Here is a 19,487-nt window from a genome sequence, read left to right as displayed (position 1 = left end):
CGCTAAGTGCGGTCCCACGATTATTCGCGCCAGTGCTCCGCCACCCAAGGCGTCGGACGGATATAATGTCGCAAGTATTGTAGCGGTCCCTTGTTCTTCCTTTGCTTCGCATCGAAGACTCCCGCTATGTGTTTGAACGCTGTCTTGCGGGGACCCTTGGTTCCGTATCGGCCCTCTACCGCGTGCTGTGGATGCAGACCGCGCGGAAAAATCACGACACGTGCATCATGCGGCAGACGTGGCGCAAAGAAGTAATTGAGCGGAAATGGCCAGCGGCAGTCCTGGCGAAAATGGAGAACCCATTTCCGCGGAAAGAACTTTATCCCCCCAGGCGCCTTGCGGCTTACGAAGCGCTGCTCGTACCGGTACTCGTCGGCCACGCCCTGTGGATCGGATCGGAACTTGTCCTGCAGCGGCACGAGTTTCCCAACGGGAAAGCGAAAGAGGGACGTTTGCCCGAGACGCTCAAATGGTGTGGTTTGGTTTCTCGCCAGTATTATGTCATCCGCCTCCCCTATCTCGAAGAAAACATCCAGCGACGACACGATCACGAGATCCAGATCGAGAAAAAGCACCGGGCCCTTCAGATTTCCCAAGGACGGGCCCCACAGCCGGGCCTTGGGCCATATGCCTCTCGTGTTGGTCGGCATGGTCTCCACGTCGAGTGGAGGCAAGTCTTCGCAAAGTATCGCGGGGTTCAGACCTGCGCGACTATCGGTAAAACAGGTGAAGGTGAAAGGCGGCGTGATGTTGCGAGCAACCATCGCGTAGAGCCGGTTAATAAAGGGGGCTCCATATTTTGTGCCCCAATTGATGCAGATGACTTGCTTCACGCCGCCGCTTGCTGCCAAAACGCTTGTGGTCATTTGCTCCGTTCCCAGTTGCTGCACACTTCCTGCAGCTGTCGATCTCAAATCCGCTAGCAGGCGTGCCGACATGGGCACAAAGACTGAATAAGCGCGTGCATCGCAAGACCCTATTACTTGCAAGCCGCGCATTCGCCAAGGCGGTGCGGCAACTCAAATGAGTTCTCGCCGTCAACGCACGAGTTGCAGCAAATGATACTGTCCAGGTTGTGGCTGGAAATGGACGCTGGAGTGCCGATCTCAGCTCCGTCGAGTTCACCGGCACGCCGCGCCAATTTTGCTATCTTTGCGTCGCCTGTTCTGGTCTGGCCACCATCATCAAGGGGTGCACAGTCGGAATTGTAGAGCACACCCTTGACCTTGCCATCGTTGGAAGCTCCACATTCGCTCAAGTCAGATCAAAGGAGACTTTTCGATGTATCACCTCAACGTAGAAGACGTGACCTGCGGACACTGCGCCGCCACGGTCGAGAAGGCCGTCAAAGCCGCCGACCCGAAGGCCAAGGTTGCCGTCAATCTCGAGGCGAAATCCGCCTCGATCGAATCCGAGATTGCACCCGATGTTTTCATCGCTGCGATTGAAGACGCTGGTTACCGGGCGTCCTTCAAAAAGTCCTGCTGCAGCCACGTCGACTGATTCCCCAGGTTACCGAACAATCACACGCGCCGCGCCGGGGGCGCGCGTGATTGGCAAACAATAGAAACTTAACGAGCCGTTCCGGCAAAACCAAAGCAGGTTGGGAATGGTTTCTTGAACCCTCAGATCAGCGGGCGTATCCCCGCAGCTCGCTGTACTGCTTGACCTGAGCTTCGGTTAGCACGCGCATCATCTCAAGATGGGCTGTTAGATGAATGTAGCGCAGGTTTGCTCTGATTGTTTCCACCGCGCGAAGTTGCGCACGAAGATTGGCCTTGTTGATCGAGCCCTCACGGAACGCAATCTCAAGCGCCAATTCGCCCGCGATCAGTCTCTTTCCTTCGCTCACCGCGTCTTCTCGCATCTTCTCGAAGATGCGCTGCGTCGATGTTTCCTGGTCGACGCTTAAGGCGAGGTCGGCCTTCATTTTCAGCACATGAGAAGGTCCTGGGATGCCGTTAAGCTCGGCGGCTTTCGCCAAGCCCCACCCTCCGCCACTTTCAAGTTCTGCAAGATCGTCCGCCGACAGGCTTTTGATTTCGCTGAGCTCTTGGTTGGCGTATGGCTAATGGTGGACGTGTTCTCCCGCGGCCGCTGGGGGCAGCGGCAAAGTAACGGCCATAAGCGTAAGGAACAGGATTTTCATGGGGACACCAGTTGGAACTAACGAGAGAGGGTGTTCAGCTTGCCAACCGATCGCCACCGTGAACATGATAGTTATCATGTCGGATGAAATTCTTGCCTTTCTTCGGCCGAGGGCCGTCGCGCGTAGATCCTTTGTGAAGGGCGATCACCTCTTTCACAGAGGCGATCCGGTGCGAGTCATGTTCCTGGTAACCGATGGATGTGCAAACCTCGTGCGCTATCAGGAGGACGGCCGCCCTGCGGTTTTGCAGCGTGCCAGGCGAGGAACGGTGTTAGCCGAAGCCTCTGTGTTTTCGGATCACTACCACTGCGACGCCGTCGCCGCGATGGCGACGGAAGTGGTTCTGGTCGCAATCGGCGAGATCCAGCGGCTGCTAAACGAGGACCATGTCTTCGCCTTGGAATGGTCACGCCACCTCTCGAACGAACTGCAACATACCAGGAAGCGCGCCGAAATCCTTGCCTGCGGACAGTCGCAGCCCGGCTGGACGGCTGGCTAACATGGAGCGACGGCGATCTTCCCCCAAAGGGTGAATGGCGAAGACTTGCCGAAGAGATCGCAGTTTCTCCGGAAGCACTGTACCGCGAGATTTCACGTCGCCGTGACTAAGATCGGAGATGCAACTCAGGAGCCGGGCGTCGGCAGCGACTGAACGGCCGGCGGGTTCGACATGGCAGCAGTGACAGAATTCAAAGCACGCCCTGTCCGCGCGCGAATTGATTCGGCCATGCGAGAGCGACAGGTCCGCAGACGTGGAGGCGATCGCTTCGACATGCCGCAAGGTTGGCGATCTTCAACGTTGGCCATTCCTCTTGTCGAGAAAACTTCCGTCAGAGTGCCCTGGGATAATCGCGTGGAATGACGAGTGCCTGAAAGAAAAAGGCCCCACCGGGGAGCCTTGTCATGTGATTGGATTTTCGGTTTGATCGACACCGGCAACACAGGGGCAGCTCGATGACTTACCTCGAAGAAGATTCAGAACGCGGAATTCAGCTCTTCATGGCTGAATATGCAGTCAACCGGGAAGAAGCCCTTCGTCTCATCGTTCGAGACTGGTTAGGCAGTCACGGTTATCTCGCTTTAACCGAGGATGAATCAGAACTCGGCAAAGACACCGCAATCGACGAAACGGCGACGCTTGGCGGGGCTTAGAGCAGCGAGGCGCTTTTTCCCCGCCACTCCTGTATGTTGAAGAATGAAGCACCTTGTATCTCTCCAATTCGGAGCTTTATTTCGTCTCGGCAGGAACACGCGTCGCCGGCATTTGGCAGCTGACCGGAGAGAAGGCAGATGAACCTTTCTATGCGCCTTGCACTTCTCAGCCTCGCCTGGCTGATGGTCGGGCTCGGCATTGTCGGAATCTTTCTCCCGCTGCTGCCCACGACGCCTTTCCTCCTCCTGGCGGTATGGTTGTTTTCGCGCTCCTCGCCGCGTCTCGCGAAATGGCTGATGGACCATCCATTGTTCGGGCCGCCATTACGTGACTGGCGGGAAGAAGGAGCAATCTCACGTCGTGCCAAAATATCTGCAGTTTTGCTGATGAGTTTGGCACTCATCTATTTGTGGGTTGCGTTCGAACCACCGGCAATCGCTTTGCTCGTGGTTACCGGTATCATGTTCACCTGCGGTGCCTTCATCGTGTCCCGTCCAGAACCGCCAAACAAACCATGAGAAAAGCAGCACGCGCGCCGCTCCTTGTTTCGACACGTCCCTTTGCCGGCAATGCATGCGCAATAGGTGCGAGTGCCGTAGCGCTCTCTGAGGGATGGCTCTCAATGCTTCGAGGTTACAGTCGCTTGCGTTTCAAGGACGTTCGTTGCAAGTCCAACTTCCTGCCCGACTAACACTGATATGGCGAGGATGAAGGCCGCAACACCTAGACCGGTCAGCAATTCGACGTCCATTATTACCTCCTGGTATACGCGCCCGAGGCATAAATGCGTTTCGGAGGCGCCGCGGCAACCCTAGGTATTTAGGGAATTTCCAGCGCCTGCCGTTCGCGGCACACGCCTGTTCGATTGCGAATAACACGAACGAGAGCCACAAACTGCGCTCCCTCGCATTTTTTCGCGGCGACCCAAGCGCGGATGGGCGCACATCGAACGAAATGCTAGGACGCCCAGAATCCCATAATAACTTGCTGAAACAATTCCTGACCCTCAAAGTGATGGGCGATGCAGCACCATTGCGGCAGGGTATTTTGGAACAAGTCGCTCGTAGCGGCAGGATCGGAACGTCGCGAGCGGTCATGTGTTGACCCCCGAGGAGATCCCACCCATGCCGACAAACAGAAGATGAAGAGGCTGATCTGGGACTGCCAGAAGGACATCGCCGCGTATGTGACGCCGCAAAGCGGAATTGGGCAGGACAAGCCGCTCCAGATGCTAACTTCCCGGCTCGACGGTGGTCAGGCGGAGAGGGCGTGGGCGACGATTGGCACGACTGGTGGCCGGACGACAATGATGGTGAAGACGCGACGGCGGAACCCCCGTGCCTCGGACAGCGAGACGGCCTGACACAAACAGAGCTGCGGTGGCATTGAAGGCTGATCCGCCGCAGCTCCGACGCGACATATTCTTCGTCCCGCTGGGCTCTCGCCCTCTTCCGATCCGCTTCGAATGCCGCTTACTGCTGGAGAATTGGGAACGGCGAAAGCGAGATCAATTCCGCTTACGCCTCAGATTATCGCCCCCATACCCATGCACTGGGCGTGTTCATAATCACGCCGCCTGATGCAGTCTGATATTGAACATGGGACCACGACTGTAGCGATCAAGCGCCTTTGCACCGGCGAGAACACCCAAGTCGATCAGCGGCTCCAGCAGAATGACGCTCATGTAGGCAGCGCCGAACGAACCCACGGCCGCGAGATTTTCGACGCTGAAGCCGTGGCCATAAAGTGCCCAGAAGGCAACCCATGCAACAATACCGCCCTGATAGGTCGTGGAGAGCGCCAAAGTTTGCCTATATTTCAATTCCACGTATGCGGTCCGAGACGGAATAATCCGCGCGGCGAGCAGACTGGTTGCCCAAAGGGGCACCAGCAACGTAGTTACGTTCATCCCATATTGTGGCAAATCGAACGGCGCAAAGAAAAGCCCTTGAAGAAGCAGACCAGCCGCAAGGCCAACCGCAGCGGCGCCTGCTCCGAACAAGAGAAGAAGGGTTGAACCCAGGATAAGATGGACTTCCGAGACACCAGCAGGATGGTGCGGCAGAACTTCGAAAAAGCAGAAGACCAAAGCCGTTGTCACGACACTGCGTAACACGAGCGCACCGGCACCACCGTCGTTGCGAATACTGTCAGCCGCCAACTTGGCGGTGAGCCCGAGAGCCCCTGCGGCAGTGGCATAACTCAATATAATCTTTGCGCCATCGACGACGCCTGGTTCGATATGCATGTGCTCTCCTTTCCGCACCCACCGTGCGGCGTGGCAGTTGTTGAGGCGTGTCGCCCAAGGTGATGGCAGGTCTCCTGGCTTGCGGGTCGTAGCTTTGTCCGCCTTATCAGCCGATTCACGGCCAATGGCATCCTTGGACTTTGCTCGCCGCTCACAGTTGCGGGGGCAGCCACGGTTTTAGCCCCTGATGGGTCGTCCTCACCGTGTTCCCTTTTCATCCGCCGTTCTTCAGTCGGGCGGAACCATCACATGATCTGGTATGCTCACGCTGGCCAGAAAACAACGGAAAATGTTCTATCCACAAGACCATTCAGGCCTTCGGCTGCTCGAAGTTCGCGCCGATCGAAGATTTGCCGAGGGCAAGGTCATCACCCAACTCGAATACCGCGGCCGAACCAGAGGCCAACGCCCCGGAGTATTGTGGCCTGGTTGCGCGAGAACCCATCTTCAAACAAGATGCGAAAGACCAGGGTCGGACACGAGCGGCTTCCCCTGGAAAGGGCAAATCGCCGTTTGGTTGATCCTCCGCGAATGACGCAAAGGCCGGTGACGGCGGTCGAGACTGGTATTCTATCTTTCCATGCGGCGTTGTTGGGCCAGATCCTGCATCCGACCGGCGAGATCGTTCACGAGCGCATGGCGTCGGCAGAGGCTGCTGTCCGGGGCGGAAGAGGCTGAGTGATGGGCGACACGCTCGATGTATTTCCAACCGAGGTGAAGGCTTCGGCTACTATCTCAAGATGCGGTGCCTACCGTTACCGTCTCGAGCGGCAATGGGATTCGGAGAAGGCCAAGGTCGCCTTCCTCATGCTGAACCCGCCCATAGCGGACGCCTGCCAAGATGACCCGACGATTCGCCGGTGCATCGGCTTCGCGAGGGCTTGGGGCCACGGCGGCTTGATTGTTGGTAACCTCTTTGCACTTCGCTCCACCGATCCGAAGGCCCTTTACGACCACCCTGACCCGATCGGCCCAGATAACGACAGGCACTTGCTCTCGATCGCGCAAAGCGCACGTAAGATCATATGTGCGTGGGGAACACATGGCACACTTCATGATCGTGGACGCGAAGTCGCGGAGAGGCTTGCGTTCTTCAACCCAGCGGCTCTCAAACTGACGGCAGACGGTCATCCCGTACACCCGCTCTATGTGGCTGCGTCCACGCAACCGAAGGAATATTTCGCGCGATGACCACCTCCCCCTCAACTACCGCTGGGAAAACCTCGCGCCCGGATGTCCGCCGCGGCGCCGGGGAAGGCGGCCGCGTGGTCAAGACGGCCATCACCGGCACTGCGCGCGATATTCTGCTGCCCCTGTGCGGGCACCATCCGGAATTCGTCTTCACATATCACATACCAGGCGGCCCGGCCCCGATCGGGTAAGAGTCATACAAGGTAGATGGGAAGGATCGAAGAAGGCATCATTATAGGCCTCGAGACGCGGTGGAGCGCATCAGAGCGAAGGCCAAGGTCGAGAATTTCCGATTCCGCGACTTCCGCCATGGTCTGGCGACGAGGCTCCTGCGAAAGACCAGGAATATGAAAACCGTCAGTAGGCATCAGCCACGCCGATGTCGAGACCACCCGCTATGCGCACGTCCTCGATGAGGAGGTCGCGGAAGCGCACGAACTCAATACCGAGCAGCCGCCCGAGTTGCGGCCGTATCTGCCACATCGCAAGAAGATCAATTTCTCGGAAAAACAATGAAGGCCGGCGCGAAACCACACCGACCTCCCTCCGCATCGGTAAGCGCGATCATCATGCTATTGAGGCGCGCCCTCAAGACGCTGCTTCAGCAGCCAATCCCAGAGTTCAGCATCATTCAAGGTCGCCCACTCGACGCCGGAATGATCGACACCTTCCAATACGGTCAGTCGAGCATTGCGATCCAGAGCTTTAAGGCGTTCATAAAGCACAACGGAATCCGATAACGGAATTACACCATCGTTTGAGCCATGAAAGACCCAGAATGCAGCTTTCTCGTTCGTTCTATTGAGATAGTGCCGATTGCCACCGCCGGCGATTGGGACGATAGCGGCGAACTTATCTGGAAACTGTTCGGCCAAGGCCCAAGCCCCGAAGCCGCCCCGGCTAAAACCGATCACATAGATCCGTGAACGGTCAACGCGATATTTTGAAGCTACTTCCTCAAGTGCAGCGTCCACTTTCTCAATAGGATACAGCAGTTCTTCGCTCGGGTTTTGGGGAGAAAAGACGAGAAATGGAAATTTCTTCCCGTCTTCGATCAGTTTTGGAATGCCGCTCGATTTGACTTTGTCGATATCACTTCCGCCCTGATCTCCTCCATGTAGCCATATAACGAGGGGATAACTCTCCGTTGACGTCGCGTATCCATCCGGCGTGTACAAAAGATACTTGAGCTCATTCTTAACGCTCACAGTCGAAGTGAGTGCTACCTGCTCTGCATTTGCGGTCTCAGGATCGAACAAGCCGAGCGCAGCTATTGCAGCCAAAGGTAAAATTCCACGCAACATTACACCACCTCCTCTGAAACGTTCAGAGGACAGGTTGGCACATGGTGTGGTTGCGGACAATGCTTCCCGCCGCTCCACAATCACCCAATCAGCCAGAGCTGGTCAATCAATAGCATCAGTCTGAATTTGCCCCGCGGCCTTTCGATTGGCTGCAGGCCCGGGAAATCGAACTGGTCTTTCGTTGTTATGAGCCAGGCGGCTTACCCGTTGCCCTGCCTGCGGAAATGAAAGGTGACCACCTTACCGAATAGACGCGGGACAGGTGCTTATCACCAGACAACAAAAAAGGCCGGGGCGAAACCGCACCGACCTTCCTCATCATCGCTTACCAAACCAGTGCCAGTACATCCGTGGTCAAAAGTCGAAAACGATGCAGCAATTGCGAGCGGCGAGTTATCAGCGCTCATAAGCAATGCCGATGCGTGGTATATAGGGGACCAATGTGTTCGAAACAAGGGCGCAGGCCAGTCGCAATGAATTGGGTGCATTTCTCCTACGGCGTAACTCGGCGGTGAGCCGGCGGGCTCTCGGTGAACAGGCGGATGGCGCACGCGAGGCGCACTAGCCGAGAGCTGTTCACAGTCTCGTATCGCTCGCTGGGGAGTGTTCAAGCCGCCATCTGGCATACCGTCGGGCCTAATCGATCGCGATTCATCTTCATGTTGATAAGGGAGCCGCCTCGTGTTCCTTAATGTCCAAGGTCTCGGCAATCGGCATCGTGTCGGGCCCGAACTTGGCGTAGGCTTCCCGGATGGTCATGGCGCACCTCGGACGAGTAGCGACGAAGATCGATCACCGACCTCTTGAACCCGCTGAACAGAGACAACAAATCAACACCGGGCGCTGGTCCGCAGCGCCTTCCTTGTTGAACACCGTCGTATTCAGTGAGGCTGAAATGAACTCGAAGATGTTTGCTCGACCGGTTTACCTGAAGGAGAAGAAGGATCTGATCCGAGAGATTACGAACCTGTACGATGCCATCGATTTTCTTGAGGGGTGGCCGGAGCGCGACCACGACATAGTGCACGACGCCACCCTGAAGACTTGCTACATGGCGCATGACGGCCATAAGCCCATTCAGGTTGCGCGGGATGCGATCCGAGCCTTCGGAAAGAAGAAGGGGATCCTGGTCAAAGCACCCGCAGTTCTCCCGTGGATGATCAAGCCAAGTTCCGGCAGCGGACGCGTTTCTGCCTGAGCCACCACTCGAGGGGGAGAGGCTGCGATCGCGGCCTCTCTGTTCCCGGCCCGGCGGGTATGGGGGGTGGAGCTCGATCATGCCGACGCCCTCATCTTGCCGGCGGCAGCAGCGAGGTTGGAACAATCTCGCTGCCCGCGCGTTTGCATTGATTCACCCGAAGGAATTTTGTAATGGGTACCGTTTGGGGCGAGTGCGTCATCCTCGATCTGCCTGATCTGGACGGCGTACAGATCGTGTGGCATCCCGCCTACGCTGCACGCTTGCTCATCGACAGTTGGCCCGTGGATCATGGACGTGCTTACGGCACGGCCATCAACGCGTGCGCGGACGCCATGGTGGGCATATGTACGGGGGAGCGTGCGAGGATCGCCTTCATAGCGGCGATCAACGAGGCGAAGATTGATTTGCTCGCTTGAAATCAATCCGCCACCTCCGGATCGAGCTTGGTGACCTCATTGCCGAAGGCGTGCCAACCCTGGCGCTGTTCTCGAGCGAACACGTCGGCGCGCCGCGCGTGCGGCATCACAGGTCAGAAAGGGCATAGAACTCGTCTGGCTTGCGGCTGTGCTCGCGAACGATGCCATCAAAGATGGTCGGCGGAACATGGGACTGCTTCGGATTGCCGAGGGTGCCAACGAACACAATCTCGCCGGTGGTGCGGACACGGCAACCGGTGCCCATGCGGACCTTGCCGGCGGCAGTCGTCTTCCGCCAAGCCATGAAGCTCTTGTACTCGAAGCCCCACGCCTTCAGGCATTCAACCGTGAACGGGAGATGCGGAGCCGTCGCCCGCGAATAGATCAGGCAATTCATGCTGGCGAGTTGACCGACGGGAAGCGCACGGATCTGCTCGGCGCTCATGACGTCGTAGTGTGCCGATGCCGACTTCTTAGCGCCCGCATCGCTGTAAAGGTTGAACGGCCACGGAATGTCGATGACAATCATCTCGTAGTGGAGGGAAGCGGGTCAAAGAACCAATCGCTCACGCCACAACTCCCGGCTCGTGGAACAAACACAGCCCAGCATCGGTTGCGCCTCAAAGAGGAGGCCTGAATGGCTACGACGCCGATCCCGAAGCCCAACGACCCTGAATTCCAGCCAGACATGCCGCCGGATGTGCCGCCAGATCTGCCCGAGCCACCGATCGAAGAGCCAGAGCCGGACGTAGGCCCGGACGAGCCACCCGACATCAGTCCGGTGCCCGGCGAAGAGATCCCGCAGAGAATGAGGAACTGAGGTCATGGCGCGCTCCTGGCCTGATCTCTGCGGTCGAGCGCCCTCAGATACGCGCCGCGGCCGCTTCGAATCGGGCGATGTCGTTTTCCTTGGTCTCGATCTCCGTTTCAGGACGAGGCTTTTTTGAACGGCGGCCGATCTAGCCATGCGATTATTTCGGCGGGATCGGTCATGCCGCACCGGCCTTCGTCCGCACCTGCTTCACTGCATGCTTCAGCTTGGCGACTGACATGATGACCGGCTTCTCCTCAGGCTCCGCGCCGTCGAAACCCAGCCAAACTTCCGCCGAGATGAGGCAGAAGGCCACGTGGTATCAGGGCCCAATTGGAAGGGTCCGTGTTGAGCCGGTTGCTATCCAGGCCTTCAGGCAATGCCCCTCTGGCATCGGCCCATAGCCCGCAACGGTGCGCTTCTACGAGAGGCGACGCAGGCCTTGTTATGGCTCGGGAAGCTGCGCAGTAGCGCACGTGGATAGATGTCACCTCTTCCCGATTCTGCTCGGGAAGGGACGACCAGGCACGAATCCCGATCTTCACGAACTACTGTCCGCCTTCCCGATCTTGTTGAGGCATTGCCTCGAAACTGGTTGAGCCGATCTGCGGTCGGTGCCGGGGAGCTTACAGCGGGCTAGGTTGGTCCTCGGTTGCCTCGGTCTGCGGCCTCGGCCTGAACAGATGCTTGGGTCCTTGTGCAAATTCCGAGGCAATCCGCCCCCTGATTCCGAGATGATGCCGCCCCCATCGGAAAGCATCTGGCGTGGGTGTTCTGCTGGTGTGAAGTTTCTTCCTTCGACGTGACGAGGAAGGAACGGATGCCTGCGGAGAGACTGGAGATGCGGCGTGTCCGCGAGATATTGAGATATTGCTTCGAACAAGGACTTGGCCACAAGTCGATCGCGGTTCGGGTTGGAGCTGCGCCATCGACGGTGCGCGAGACGCTTCGGCGTGCGGCCATTGCGGAGCTATCGTGGCCGTTGGGTGACGACGTCAGCGATGCAGTCCTGGAAGCGGCGCTTTACAAGGCAGCCGGGACGAAGACGGGTCATCGTCGGAGCCCTGAGCCGGACTGGACGCAGGTCCACCGCGAGCTGAAGCGCAAGCATATGACGCTGCAGATCCTTTGGGACGAATACATCAGCCGTTTTCCGGAGGGCTATCGCTACAGTCGCTTCTGTGATCTCTACCGCGGCTGGGCGATGAAGTTGCCTGTGACGATGCGGCAGGATCACGCGGCCGGCGACAAGCTGTTCGTCGACTACGCCGGCGACACGGTCACGGTTGTCGTTGATCGGCTGTCCGGCAAGACACGGCAGGCGCACCTGTTCGTGGCGGTTCTGAGAGCATCAGCCTTTCATATGCGCAGGCACGTTGGAGCGAGACGCTTCCCGACTGGATTGGACGATTGAACGCGAAGCCTCTGCGATGGGGCCGGATGTTGCGCTGTTGTGCGAGCGCATTCTTGCCGACAGGCCTCATCCCGAGCAGGGCTTTCGAGCTTGCCTCGGCATCATCCGCCTCAACAAGAGCTTCGGCCGCGACAGGGTCAATGCCGCTTGCGGCCGTGCGTTGGAGATTGGCGCACGAACCTATGGCTCGGTGCGATCCATCCTCGACAATCACCTTGACCGGACGGCTGCCTCAAATGGAGCGGCGCCGCATGAACCGATCCATCACGCCAACATCCGCGGACCTCGCTATTACCACTAAGGAGAACGAAAGATGCTTGCCCATCCAACACTGGATAAATTGAATGCCATGGGCCTGGCCGGCATGGCAAAGGCCTTTGGCGAACTTGTTGCCAACGGCGAAGCCGAACATCTCTCGCACGCCGAATGGCTCGGACTGCTGCTCGAACGGGAATGGAGCTCCCGTTACGATCGGAAGCTTGCGGCACGCCTCAGGTTTGCCAAGCTTCGCCACCAGGCCACCCCAGAAGATGTCGACTATCGCGCCGACCGCGGCCTCGACCGTCCTCTCTTCATGAAGCTGCTCGGTGGCGACTGGATCAACGCCTATGACAATCTGGCCATTTGCGGCCCCTCGGGTGTCGGAAAGAGTTGGTTGGCTTGCGCTCTCGGCCACAAGGCTTGCCGAGACGATCGCTCAGTTCTCTATCAGCGTGTCCCAAGGCTGTTTGCCCAGCTTGCGCTCGCGCGTGGTGATGGCCGCTACGCCCGCCTGCAACGAACCTTGGGCCATGTTCAGCTCCTGATACTGGATGATTGGGGGCTCGAGCCGCTCAACGAACAGGCCCGCCACGACCTGCTGGAAATCCTCGAAGATCGCTATGGACGCAAATCAACGATCATTACCAGCCAACTTCCCGTGTCCGCATGGCACGGCGTCATTGGCGACCCAACCTACGCCGATGCCATACTCGACAGGTTGGTCCACAATGCCCACCGCATCGAATTGAGCGGCGATAGTCTGCGCCGAAATCTACCGCGCAAAGCTTGACACCTCGCCTGAATGACTGACAACAATCATCGCCTGCAGACCCCACTAACAGGGGGCGCGATCATCCCGGAAACCGGGGGCGCAATCATCTCGGAACAAAGGGGCGGCTTCATCGGAATCGGCAGTCCTTGCGGTCATCGGAAAACTAGATTGATTGCCAATCCACAGAACTCCTGCGCATCGTGTCGTTCTAGCAGGAGGGGAAAATGTCAGAGCTGGAAGAAAACCGCTTGTTAGACAGTGAATTCCAGACAATTTCGTCAGAGCCATTGATTGGGCGCTTCAATCTCGAGACCGACTTGGGCACCATCGGCCTTTTGGTGAACAAAGAGGCCGCGGAGTTCTTAATTTCGGTGCTGCTCGAGTTCCTTGCAGAAGGGGCCGGCGAAGACGCTCCGAAGTTCACGGTGCATACTGAGCAATAACTGCCCGGTGAGCCCTGGATGAGCCGGCCGTCGGCACACAACGTCGGTCATTCAGTGGCATCTGCCTAAAGCGAGGCGGGCTCGTGAAAGGAAAGGCGATCACCCTACCGCATGGACGGCGGTCATCGGGTGGTCCCGCTTGCCCAGTCGCGGTCTATCTGCCTTTTCCAACAGCACTACCGGGCGAAGGCAACAAAAAGGCCGAGGCACGTTGGCGGCCCCGGCCTTCTGTCTTTTCGCTCTCAAAACTCGTGCCAGTACTCCGTGGCCACAAGTCGAAAGCAATGCGCGATTGCCAACGTATCCCCCCGCCGACAAATGCGCTTATGCAAACTTTATAGAGGGCGGGGGTTTTCTGAACAAGTTGTCCTTTCGGAGTATGCGCTGCCTGGATTTCGGGCGCATTGCTTCCACCGCCTACCTCGGCGGTGGCCCGGCGAATCTTCCCTCAACAGAGGTCCGCAACTGAACAGCCACAACAAATCACTTGAGGAAACCTATACGCCTTTGCGCATATTTTCAACCTCCGCGTCGGCGGTGAGCGCGCTCAATTCGCTCATGATTTTCTCCACGGGCTCTTTGATCTGCGGGCTTAGAGAATCTATAGCGCTCTCGGTCTGATTGACCATGGAGACGCGCGCCTTCCTCCCCTTAGGCAGGATCTTGCGGAGCTGGCCGCGCAGGTGCTGGATTTGCTCGGGGCGCTCGTTCTCCTTCCGGCAGTGCTGCTCCTAGAGGAGGGCCTGCCGGCGTTCGTGCTCGGCGAAGTACAGGGGCCTCGATGGTACCGTCGGGGAACTCGAGCGGCCCTAGTTGGCACCGCGCAGGAAGCACACGACGCCGTCGACCCGGCGGAGCTCCTCGAAATTCAGCCTCGGCAAATTGACGAAGGCATAGCCGACCAGGAACGGGAACCATTTCTGTAGGATCTGTTTCGTCCGGTGATGCCTCAACTCGGTGTAAAGGACGGCATGAAGATGTCGAAGCCGTCCTTGCGGCAGTTCCGCTCGATGATCGATTCCATGCGCCGACTTTCCGGCAGGCGCTCGTCGACGGCCGCCATGCGCTGATAGCCCGGGGCAACACGGATTGCGTACCAACGTGATCTCTTCATTTTTCCCTCTTCGCAATGCGATGGACTGCAACCGCTCTGGATTGATGGTGTTGGCAGTACTTCCCGGCGGTCTTTGCTGCACAGAACAGGAAAGGGGTGCCGTCGTTGATGGGCCAAATGCACTCGCCGGGCCTCAATTCTAAGAGGCGTTTGGCGAACGGCAGTCGCTCCAGGTCATATTTGTGGGGAGGGATGATCACGGTATCGGGCTTGCGGTCGCGCATTGCAGTCTCGTCCTTCCGCGGAGCTCTCTCTTGCTCTCGTGCGGTCGGCAATTTGCGAGCTCGCGGCTTCCATGAGAACAACGCGCGATTTCGAAATGCGATCCCAGCGATGACGTTGGGAGACACACGGAAGCGCCTTGCCATCTGTGAAGCCGACAGATCGTCCTTCCAAGGCTTAGAAGCAGCATCGAAGTCGACGGTGCGGTGCCGGATAGTTATGCCGCTTGCTCCTCTTCGACCGGCTCGATGTCCATCTCGATCTTTCGTCGTAGGCCATCTGCTCGGCGCTGACCAGGCGTGCGTCCGGCAATGCCAGCATCCGTGCGAGCTCGGCGGACCAATTGGCGCAGGAGCCTCAGGAGAGCGATCGATCTCTGGCGCCTGGTTGGTGAGCGTCGCGGCGATCTCCGGGGAGGAAAGGGCTCAGCGTCCACCCGTTTCCACCTGTTTCCACCGGACAAGGCACAATTCCACTGTTTCCGCATCCCTTCGCGATCCCACTCGCGCCGCTTCTCGGAAGCACGGTCGACGCCCGGCGTCATCTCACGCTCCATCTCCGCGACAGCGGCAACGATCGCGTCGGAGTCCATGCCGTCGGCAAGCATGTGCTTCAGAGCCGTGGCAATCACGCTCACGCCGCAATCCCTTCTTCCCGTACTTGGATGATGACGTCGCACTCGGCCCTAGATCGCCGTCCCAGGGATCAGGCCATCGCAGAGACTGTCGCTCTTGATGAAGCCGTAGTGCTGAAGGCATCGGAGAATCGCCTTCGAGCGCTTGTCAAATGCTGCCGCATGTTTTGGCGCCGCAGGCAGAGCGGAGGGCTGGCAATCGCCTGCTTCAGGCCTCGATGAAGTAGCGGCGTCGTTCCGCCACTTCTTGCAGGTGGGAACAGGCGGCGCGTCTTGCCCCAGCCGTTGTAGAGGTCCCGGCCGGACGGTGCATACGGTAGGTAGAGCTTGATCATGCTGCCCTCCCCTTGCAAGCAACGGTAGTTACTCTGGAACGATTGAGAGGGAAGTCGGTTAGACCGTCAGAAACAGCAGGTAAATGAACATGGCTGAGAAATGGGACGAATGCGTAATCATCGATCTGCCCAATCTCGAAGGCATTCAAATCGTGTGGTCACCCGCTTATGCGGCTCAATTGCTTAGCGAAAACTGGCCGGATACGACCGGCCGAAGCTATTCCGCGGCGCTGAACTCCTGCACGGATGCGATGCTCGGCGCCGCCTCGGCAGCGCCTGCACGAGACGCTTTCCTCGCGGCGGTCGAAGAGGCGAGGATTAAAACCCTGCATTGAGATCACGCGGCTACCCTCCCCTTGTCAGGCTCGGCTCAGAGCGTGCGCGCTTGGAGCACGGGTGGTGGTCGTCAGGCCAACGCTTTTCTGCCCGATCCAGTCTCCGCTCCTCCGAATGGGGCGCCGTACTTGTCAGCGTCCCCAGCACGGACGCAAGATTGATCTCGTTCACTCTGCCCTTTGCGGCGTCGCGAACGTGCTGAGCGGTTAGCGCTCATTGGTAGCTCCTGATTGTTGTTGGAAATGTTCAGCGGGGCTAAGCCGCACTGGCTAATGGCTGCAGGAAACTGATTGTGGTTTCCTGATCCCCAGCCGCCAACACCCATCACTCCCAGGCGGTCAGAGGTCTGCCGTTATCGGAGAAAGCGGCGGACCTCGGTCTTTTGGCGATCAGCCCGAAGCAAGGTCCGAGCGCGGCGCCGTTCCCCTTAGCCCTCTCCGTCTCGCCGCCATTAACGGCAATGATTGACCAGCGGTACTGATTGCCCTTGTGATGGGCCCTTGCCTGAACTGACGACGTGAGATTGGCGGGGACATCCAGCGCCACGCTGTCGACGGTAAGATATGGAGTGGTGACGCCGGGTTATATTATGTCGGATCATACTCGACCGAAGGCGCCGGCTGACGGCCGCTGTAACCACAAGCCGCCATACGACGCACAACGGCATCACGTCGGATTTCGGCTTCGATAAGGTCACCATAAATCTCGATGGCGGCGTTTTCGAAGAAAGCATCTTGGCCAAAGGACGTCGCCGCAAGCACCTGGCATGGTGAATGTGATCGCTCCTAATCAATAAGTGCGGCAGCGCTCTTGACCTCCAGGAGAGAGGGCTACTTTTCTGGACGCCCTGATGCACGAGGCTTTACGGCATGTCCAGAAGGTCAGTTCGGGAATTATTTCGGGAGCCGGCGACTTGAATTTGCATTTGGAGTTTTCGGGCTAGATCAGCTCGAACACCCGCGCGTCATCCTGTTTCAGCCTTATGCCCTTGAACGCTGCATGGCGTAGCTTCCCGTCGTCCCTCCAGGCGCGATTCAAGCTCTGGCTTGATTCTCGGCTTCCGCTTCGAGACGCTCGACTGCCGCGGCAATGCGCTCTGGCTGTTCGTGCTCTAGGCCGACCACCTCGTTCCGAGTTTCACGCATCGAGACGATGATTTCATCGAGCTTGGCGTGAATTGCGCCGTGTCGCGATAGCCTTGGATCAAAACGACGCTGGTGATCACTATTGCAGCGACTGACAGCGCATATGTGATCACGTTTGTCAGACCGAAAGGCACCAAGGCGGTGCTGACAATCATTGCCACGATCATAAAAAAGAAGCCTGGCGGGCGAGAAAGGAAATCAGCCATTCGAAAAGAAATCGGTTCACTGTCAGTTCTCCCGCAAATCGGTGCTCTCCTTAACGCGTCAACAAAGATCTAGTCCGGCCTGAGGTGTTCAATGCCGGATAGCGCCCTCCATGCGCATGAACCAAGGTGATATATGGTCACTTCGTCGGCCGCGCCCTGACGGTCTTGAACGATGCATGCGATCGCTCCGACCCTCCAAATTCCACGCTGGTGTTGGGTTCTTCAATTACAACTTTCGCCGGTAAAACGGCGCGCACTATTAAAACGTAGGGTAGTTTTTATCCACTATCCTGATAGCTTCATGACGTTCGTGAGCGTGACTGAAAGGAATGTCAGGCTCGGTGAATCCATGCAGCAGACGACCACGCCGCACCCTCCTGGACGACCTGACGCCGGCTCAACAGAGAACCCGGGGTTCGCCCGACCCAAATCCAACAACGCGCAACAGTGGAGATCGTCATGACCGAAAACACTAAGACTCCTCCCGCTAAGAAGACAATCCAAGACCCACCCGAATACGCGGTTGCCCCCGGTGAAGCTACTTGGTCTGGCAGGGGAAAGGCTTCCGAGCAGCATAGCGGCGAGACCGAAGCCGGTTATCAACAAAACGGGCAGCAAGCCATAGTGCCCGCCGGAACCGGCAATCAGGCGAAGACGACGGAAGCTACAAAAGATTGGTTGGGCGGACCGCAAAACGGAGCCGAAGCACCTGCCTCCGACAACACCGAGAAGAGTGGTGATTGGCTGGGCGGCCCCCAAAACGGAGCTGAAGCGCCTGCCTCCAAGGAGAGTGGTCCGACAGGCTCGGGGAAAGCGCAGGGCGAAGGAGCAAGAAACCCCCAAACAGGCGAACGAATTGCAAGAAACCCACAAACGGGGGAGTAGCAGCCGATAATGCTGCGACTCATACCGTCGACGGCTCAAGCCGTTAATCGCCGTTTTAGCGTAGCGGCATAACCAAAGGCGGGCCTATGCCGGCCTCGATCAGTATCGCCGTCCCGTCGAGGTGCGCGGCGTCCAGGAACTCGGGAATTGCCGAATCCTTCGGGATCTTTGCAATCTTCGATGTCGAGACGGTGTTGCGGTCTCCGGCGATCGCGCCGTTCGTTACGCAGACGCTCTACCTTCGCCGCGCAAGCAACCCCGCCACCAACATCCCTTGGCTCGTGGCGGGGTCTGCTCTAAATTGCTCCTGAAAAGCTATATCGTTACTTTCGTGCCTTAGCGCGCTGCGAGCACATACAATAATTTGCCAAATGGCTTTCCCCCTCCACCAAGACGTCCGGATTAACTCGAAAGGGCGAAGAGTGCCTGAATCGCTTTACGAACATGAAGGACAGGGGCTGCTCGCAGTTCGGCAACACTGGGAACTTCGGTCGTGGTGGCGTGTTGAGCGACGATTGGCAGGGGTGGCTGGAGGACGATGATGGCGGTGGACGACAGTCCTCATCCTCAACCGCTACCGGAGCCCGCCTGAATGTGGCCAGCCTTGAAAATGGGATTATTCCGGAACATTCCGGCCAACACGGCGTTTGAGAGGCGTTCCCATTTCAGAAGGTTGTTTTCTCCTCTGGATGTCGACTCGCGAACTATCGCAGATGTCGGACAACTGCAGCGCTTCGTATCGCATCTGCCGGAGCGCTGCTTTTCTTTCGGTAAACCCAAAAATCTCGGGAACCATCCGCGGCGGACAGTCTGAACTCGCGTCGCCGGCAACAACGATCATTCTTCCCTCCAGACTTCGCGTCGGCCCCTTCGTTCGTTTCTCCGCAGAAGCCGACCGAGTGGCAGCGTCCTTCCCAGTTCCCGCCCCCCAATGGGACGCTGCCACCTTCAGAATCCAGCAGGAGCTTGCAACGTCATCAACACGAGTTAGGGAATGCCTAGGTCGTACTTTGAGCCCGAGTGTCTTCCCGATTCTTTCGTTAGCGCTGGAGTCCGGTAAGACCGAGAGATGACCTGACACAAACAGAGCTGCAGTGGAGGAGGTGGGTGACCGCTGCAGCTCCGGACGGGACGTGGTCATTTATGTAGATGGGCTCATTGCCCTGTTCCATTCAAGGGAACCGCTTCGTACGTCGCTATGGCTCTATTGTACCATCGACTGAAGCAAGATCAAATCTGCATTCACC

Annotated in this window: 22 protein-coding genes, 6 pseudogenes and 1 riboswitch; of the genes and pseudogenes, 15 read left to right on the top strand and 13 right to left on the bottom strand. The window is 58.0% G+C overall.

The features are described from left to right. Positions 1 to 20: 20 nt before the first annotated feature. The gene (locus tag M1D43_RS19870; RefSeq protein ID WP_003526549.1) at positions 21 to 866 is read right to left on the bottom strand and encodes a hypothetical protein; all 846 of its coding nucleotides are present in this window, start codon (positions 864 to 866) and stop codon (positions 21 to 23) included. A gap of 415 nt (positions 867 to 1,281) precedes the next feature. Here M1D43_RS19870 and M1D43_RS19865 point away from each other — a divergent pair, with 415 nt between their 5' ends. Further along, positions 1,282 to 1,503, top strand: a complete 222-nt coding sequence (locus M1D43_RS19865) for a heavy-metal-associated domain-containing protein (RefSeq protein WP_127643066.1) — start codon at positions 1,282 to 1,284, stop codon at positions 1,501 to 1,503. A 127-nt stretch (positions 1,504 to 1,630) separates the two neighbouring features. Here M1D43_RS19865 and M1D43_RS19860 read toward each other — a convergent pair. After that, positions 1,631 to 2,227, bottom strand: a pseudogene (locus M1D43_RS19860) (hypothetical protein). Here M1D43_RS19860 and M1D43_RS19855 point away from each other — a divergent pair. The 3 genes and pseudogenes from M1D43_RS19855 (at position 2,226) to M1D43_RS19845 (ending at position 3,820) form a co-directional block, all read left to right on the top strand. Further along, positions 2,226 to 2,758: pseudogene (locus tag M1D43_RS19855) on the top strand (Crp/Fnr family transcriptional regulator). The pseudogenes M1D43_RS19860 and M1D43_RS19855 sit on opposite strands and share 2 nt — an antisense overlap. Positions 2,759 to 3,103: 345 nt before the next feature. Then, positions 3,104 to 3,301, top strand: coding sequence for a hypothetical protein (locus M1D43_RS19850; RefSeq protein ID WP_014527388.1), 198 nt, complete (start codon positions 3,104 to 3,106; stop codon positions 3,299 to 3,301). A gap of 138 nt (positions 3,302 to 3,439) precedes the next feature. Continuing rightward, positions 3,440 to 3,820, top strand: a complete 381-nt coding sequence (locus M1D43_RS19845) for a YbaN family protein (RefSeq protein WP_017264807.1) — start codon at positions 3,440 to 3,442, stop codon at positions 3,818 to 3,820. A 101-nt stretch (positions 3,821 to 3,921) separates the two neighbouring features. On the opposite strand, the gene M1D43_RS19840 is transcribed toward M1D43_RS19845, so the two are convergent. Then, complete coding sequence (locus M1D43_RS19840; protein ID WP_017264806.1) at positions 3,922 to 4,053, bottom strand: hypothetical protein; 132 nt, start codon at positions 4,051 to 4,053, stop codon at positions 3,922 to 3,924. A 390-nt stretch (positions 4,054 to 4,443) separates the two neighbouring features. Here M1D43_RS19840 and M1D43_RS19835 point away from each other — a divergent pair, with 390 nt between their 5' ends. Next, on the top strand, positions 4,444 to 4,665 hold the full coding sequence (locus tag M1D43_RS19835; protein ID WP_164873289.1) for a hypothetical protein: 222 nt from the start codon (positions 4,444 to 4,446) through the stop codon (positions 4,663 to 4,665). 204 nt (positions 4,666 to 4,869) lie between these two features. On the opposite strand, the gene M1D43_RS19830 is transcribed toward M1D43_RS19835, so the two are convergent. Next, positions 4,870 to 5,550: an energy-coupling factor ABC transporter permease gene (locus M1D43_RS19830; protein ID WP_127643068.1), complete on the bottom strand. Its 681-nt coding sequence runs from the start codon at positions 5,548 to 5,550 to the stop codon at positions 4,870 to 4,872. 47 nt (positions 5,551 to 5,597) lie between these two features. Further along, positions 5,598 to 5,812: riboswitch (cobalamin riboswitch) on the bottom strand. 419 nt (positions 5,813 to 6,231) lie between these two features. Here M1D43_RS19830 and M1D43_RS19825 point away from each other — a divergent pair. Then, the gene (locus M1D43_RS19825; protein WP_127643069.1) at positions 6,232 to 6,741 is read left to right on the top strand and encodes a DUF1643 domain-containing protein; all 510 of its coding nucleotides are present in this window, start codon (positions 6,232 to 6,234) and stop codon (positions 6,739 to 6,741) included. 357 nt (positions 6,742 to 7,098) lie between these two features. Here the strand turns inward: M1D43_RS19825 and M1D43_RS19820 are convergent, their stop codons facing one another. Beyond that, complete coding sequence (locus tag M1D43_RS19820) at positions 7,099 to 7,224, bottom strand: hypothetical protein (RefSeq protein WP_267901633.1); 126 nt, start codon at positions 7,222 to 7,224, stop codon at positions 7,099 to 7,101. An 89-nt stretch (positions 7,225 to 7,313) separates the two neighbouring features. Continuing rightward, positions 7,314 to 8,045, bottom strand: coding sequence for a carboxylesterase family protein (locus tag M1D43_RS19815; protein WP_127643070.1), 732 nt, complete (start codon positions 8,043 to 8,045; stop codon positions 7,314 to 7,316). A gap of 895 nt (positions 8,046 to 8,940) precedes the next feature. Here M1D43_RS19815 and M1D43_RS19810 point away from each other — a divergent pair. Continuing rightward, positions 8,941 to 9,243, top strand: a complete 303-nt coding sequence (locus tag M1D43_RS19810) for a DUF982 domain-containing protein (RefSeq protein ID WP_164873292.1) — start codon at positions 8,941 to 8,943, stop codon at positions 9,241 to 9,243. A 173-nt stretch (positions 9,244 to 9,416) separates the two neighbouring features. Next, complete coding sequence (locus M1D43_RS19805) at positions 9,417 to 9,662, top strand: DUF982 domain-containing protein (RefSeq protein WP_010975409.1); 246 nt, start codon at positions 9,417 to 9,419, stop codon at positions 9,660 to 9,662. Between the two features lie 106 nt (positions 9,663 to 9,768). Here M1D43_RS19805 and M1D43_RS19800 read toward each other — a convergent pair whose 3' ends face one another. Next, positions 9,769 to 10,191, bottom strand: coding sequence for an MT-A70 family methyltransferase (locus tag M1D43_RS19800; RefSeq protein ID WP_234844528.1), 423 nt, complete (start codon positions 10,189 to 10,191; stop codon positions 9,769 to 9,771). Between the two features lie 108 nt (positions 10,192 to 10,299). Between M1D43_RS19800 and M1D43_RS19795 the strand changes: the two genes are divergently transcribed. Beyond that, positions 10,300 to 10,482 (top strand): hypothetical protein, encoded by a 183-nt coding sequence (locus tag M1D43_RS19795; RefSeq protein ID WP_498814432.1) that lies wholly within the window; start codon positions 10,300 to 10,302, stop codon positions 10,480 to 10,482. A gap of 169 nt (positions 10,483 to 10,651) precedes the next feature. Here the strand turns inward: M1D43_RS19795 and M1D43_RS19790 are convergent, their stop codons facing one another. After that, complete coding sequence (locus tag M1D43_RS19790) at positions 10,652 to 10,789, bottom strand: hypothetical protein (protein ID WP_164873290.1); 138 nt, start codon at positions 10,787 to 10,789, stop codon at positions 10,652 to 10,654. Positions 10,790 to 11,314: 525 nt separating this feature from the next. On the opposite strand from M1D43_RS19790, the pseudogene M1D43_RS19785 reads away from it, so the two are divergent. The 3 genes and pseudogenes from M1D43_RS19785 to M1D43_RS19775 all read left to right on the top strand — a co-directional run bounded on the left by M1D43_RS19785 (position 11,315) and on the right by M1D43_RS19775 (position 13,363). After that, positions 11,315 to 12,188, top strand: a pseudogene (locus tag M1D43_RS19785) (IS21 family transposase). A 12-nt stretch (positions 12,189 to 12,200) separates the two neighbouring features. Continuing rightward, complete coding sequence (istB, locus tag M1D43_RS19780) at positions 12,201 to 12,938, top strand: IS21-like element helper ATPase IstB (protein ID WP_498814431.1); 738 nt, start codon at positions 12,201 to 12,203, stop codon at positions 12,936 to 12,938. A gap of 206 nt (positions 12,939 to 13,144) precedes the next feature. Next, positions 13,145 to 13,363: a hypothetical protein gene (locus tag M1D43_RS19775; RefSeq protein WP_127643119.1), complete on the top strand. Its 219-nt coding sequence runs from the start codon at positions 13,145 to 13,147 to the stop codon at positions 13,361 to 13,363. 497 nt (positions 13,364 to 13,860) lie between these two features. Here M1D43_RS19775 and nusG read toward each other — a convergent pair. The 3 genes and pseudogenes from nusG to M1D43_RS19760 all read right to left on the bottom strand — a co-directional run bounded on the left by nusG (position 13,861) and on the right by M1D43_RS19760 (position 15,668). Further along, a pseudogene (nusG, locus tag M1D43_RS19770) lies at positions 13,861 to 14,477 on the bottom strand (transcription termination/antitermination protein NusG). Next, positions 14,474 to 14,845, bottom strand: a complete 372-nt coding sequence (locus M1D43_RS19765) for a GcrA cell cycle regulator (RefSeq protein WP_327436968.1) — start codon at positions 14,843 to 14,845, stop codon at positions 14,474 to 14,476. The pseudogene nusG and the gene M1D43_RS19765 overlap by 4 nt, the downstream one beginning before the upstream one ends. Before the next feature lie 559 nt (positions 14,846 to 15,404). After that, on the bottom strand, positions 15,405 to 15,668 hold the full coding sequence (locus tag M1D43_RS19760) for a hypothetical protein (RefSeq protein WP_234826427.1): 264 nt from the start codon (positions 15,666 to 15,668) through the stop codon (positions 15,405 to 15,407). 83 nt (positions 15,669 to 15,751) lie between these two features. Here M1D43_RS19760 and M1D43_RS19755 point away from each other — a divergent pair, with 83 nt between their 5' ends. Next, on the top strand, positions 15,752 to 16,003 hold the full coding sequence (locus M1D43_RS19755; protein WP_164873304.1) for a DUF982 domain-containing protein: 252 nt from the start codon (positions 15,752 to 15,754) through the stop codon (positions 16,001 to 16,003). 1,035 nt (positions 16,004 to 17,038) lie between these two features. On the opposite strand, the pseudogene M1D43_RS19750 reads toward M1D43_RS19755, so the two are convergent. Further along, positions 17,039 to 17,355: pseudogene (locus tag M1D43_RS19750) on the bottom strand (low affinity iron permease family protein). A 459-nt stretch (positions 17,356 to 17,814) separates the two neighbouring features. On the opposite strand from M1D43_RS19750, the gene M1D43_RS19745 reads away from it, so the two are divergent. Together M1D43_RS19745 and M1D43_RS19740 are read left to right on the top strand one after the other, a co-directional pair. Beyond that, on the top strand, positions 17,815 to 18,240 hold the full coding sequence (locus tag M1D43_RS19745; protein ID WP_164828661.1) for a hypothetical protein: 426 nt from the start codon (positions 17,815 to 17,817) through the stop codon (positions 18,238 to 18,240). A 70-nt stretch (positions 18,241 to 18,310) separates the two neighbouring features. Further along, positions 18,311 to 18,494: pseudogene (locus tag M1D43_RS19740) on the top strand (hypothetical protein); the annotation flags it as partial. Positions 18,495 to 18,856: 362 nt separating this feature from the next. On the opposite strand, the gene M1D43_RS19735 reads toward M1D43_RS19740, so the two are convergent. Then, the gene (locus M1D43_RS19735; protein WP_158528764.1) at positions 18,857 to 19,081 is read right to left on the bottom strand and encodes a hypothetical protein; all 225 of its coding nucleotides are present in this window, start codon (positions 19,079 to 19,081) and stop codon (positions 18,857 to 18,859) included. Between the last annotated feature and the right edge of the window lie 406 nt (positions 19,082 to 19,487).

Source organism: Ensifer sp. R1-3 (assembly GCF_056739175.1).
The sequence above is the reverse complement of the archived record's forward strand: the minus strand, read 5'-3'. Positions and strand labels throughout refer to the sequence as shown.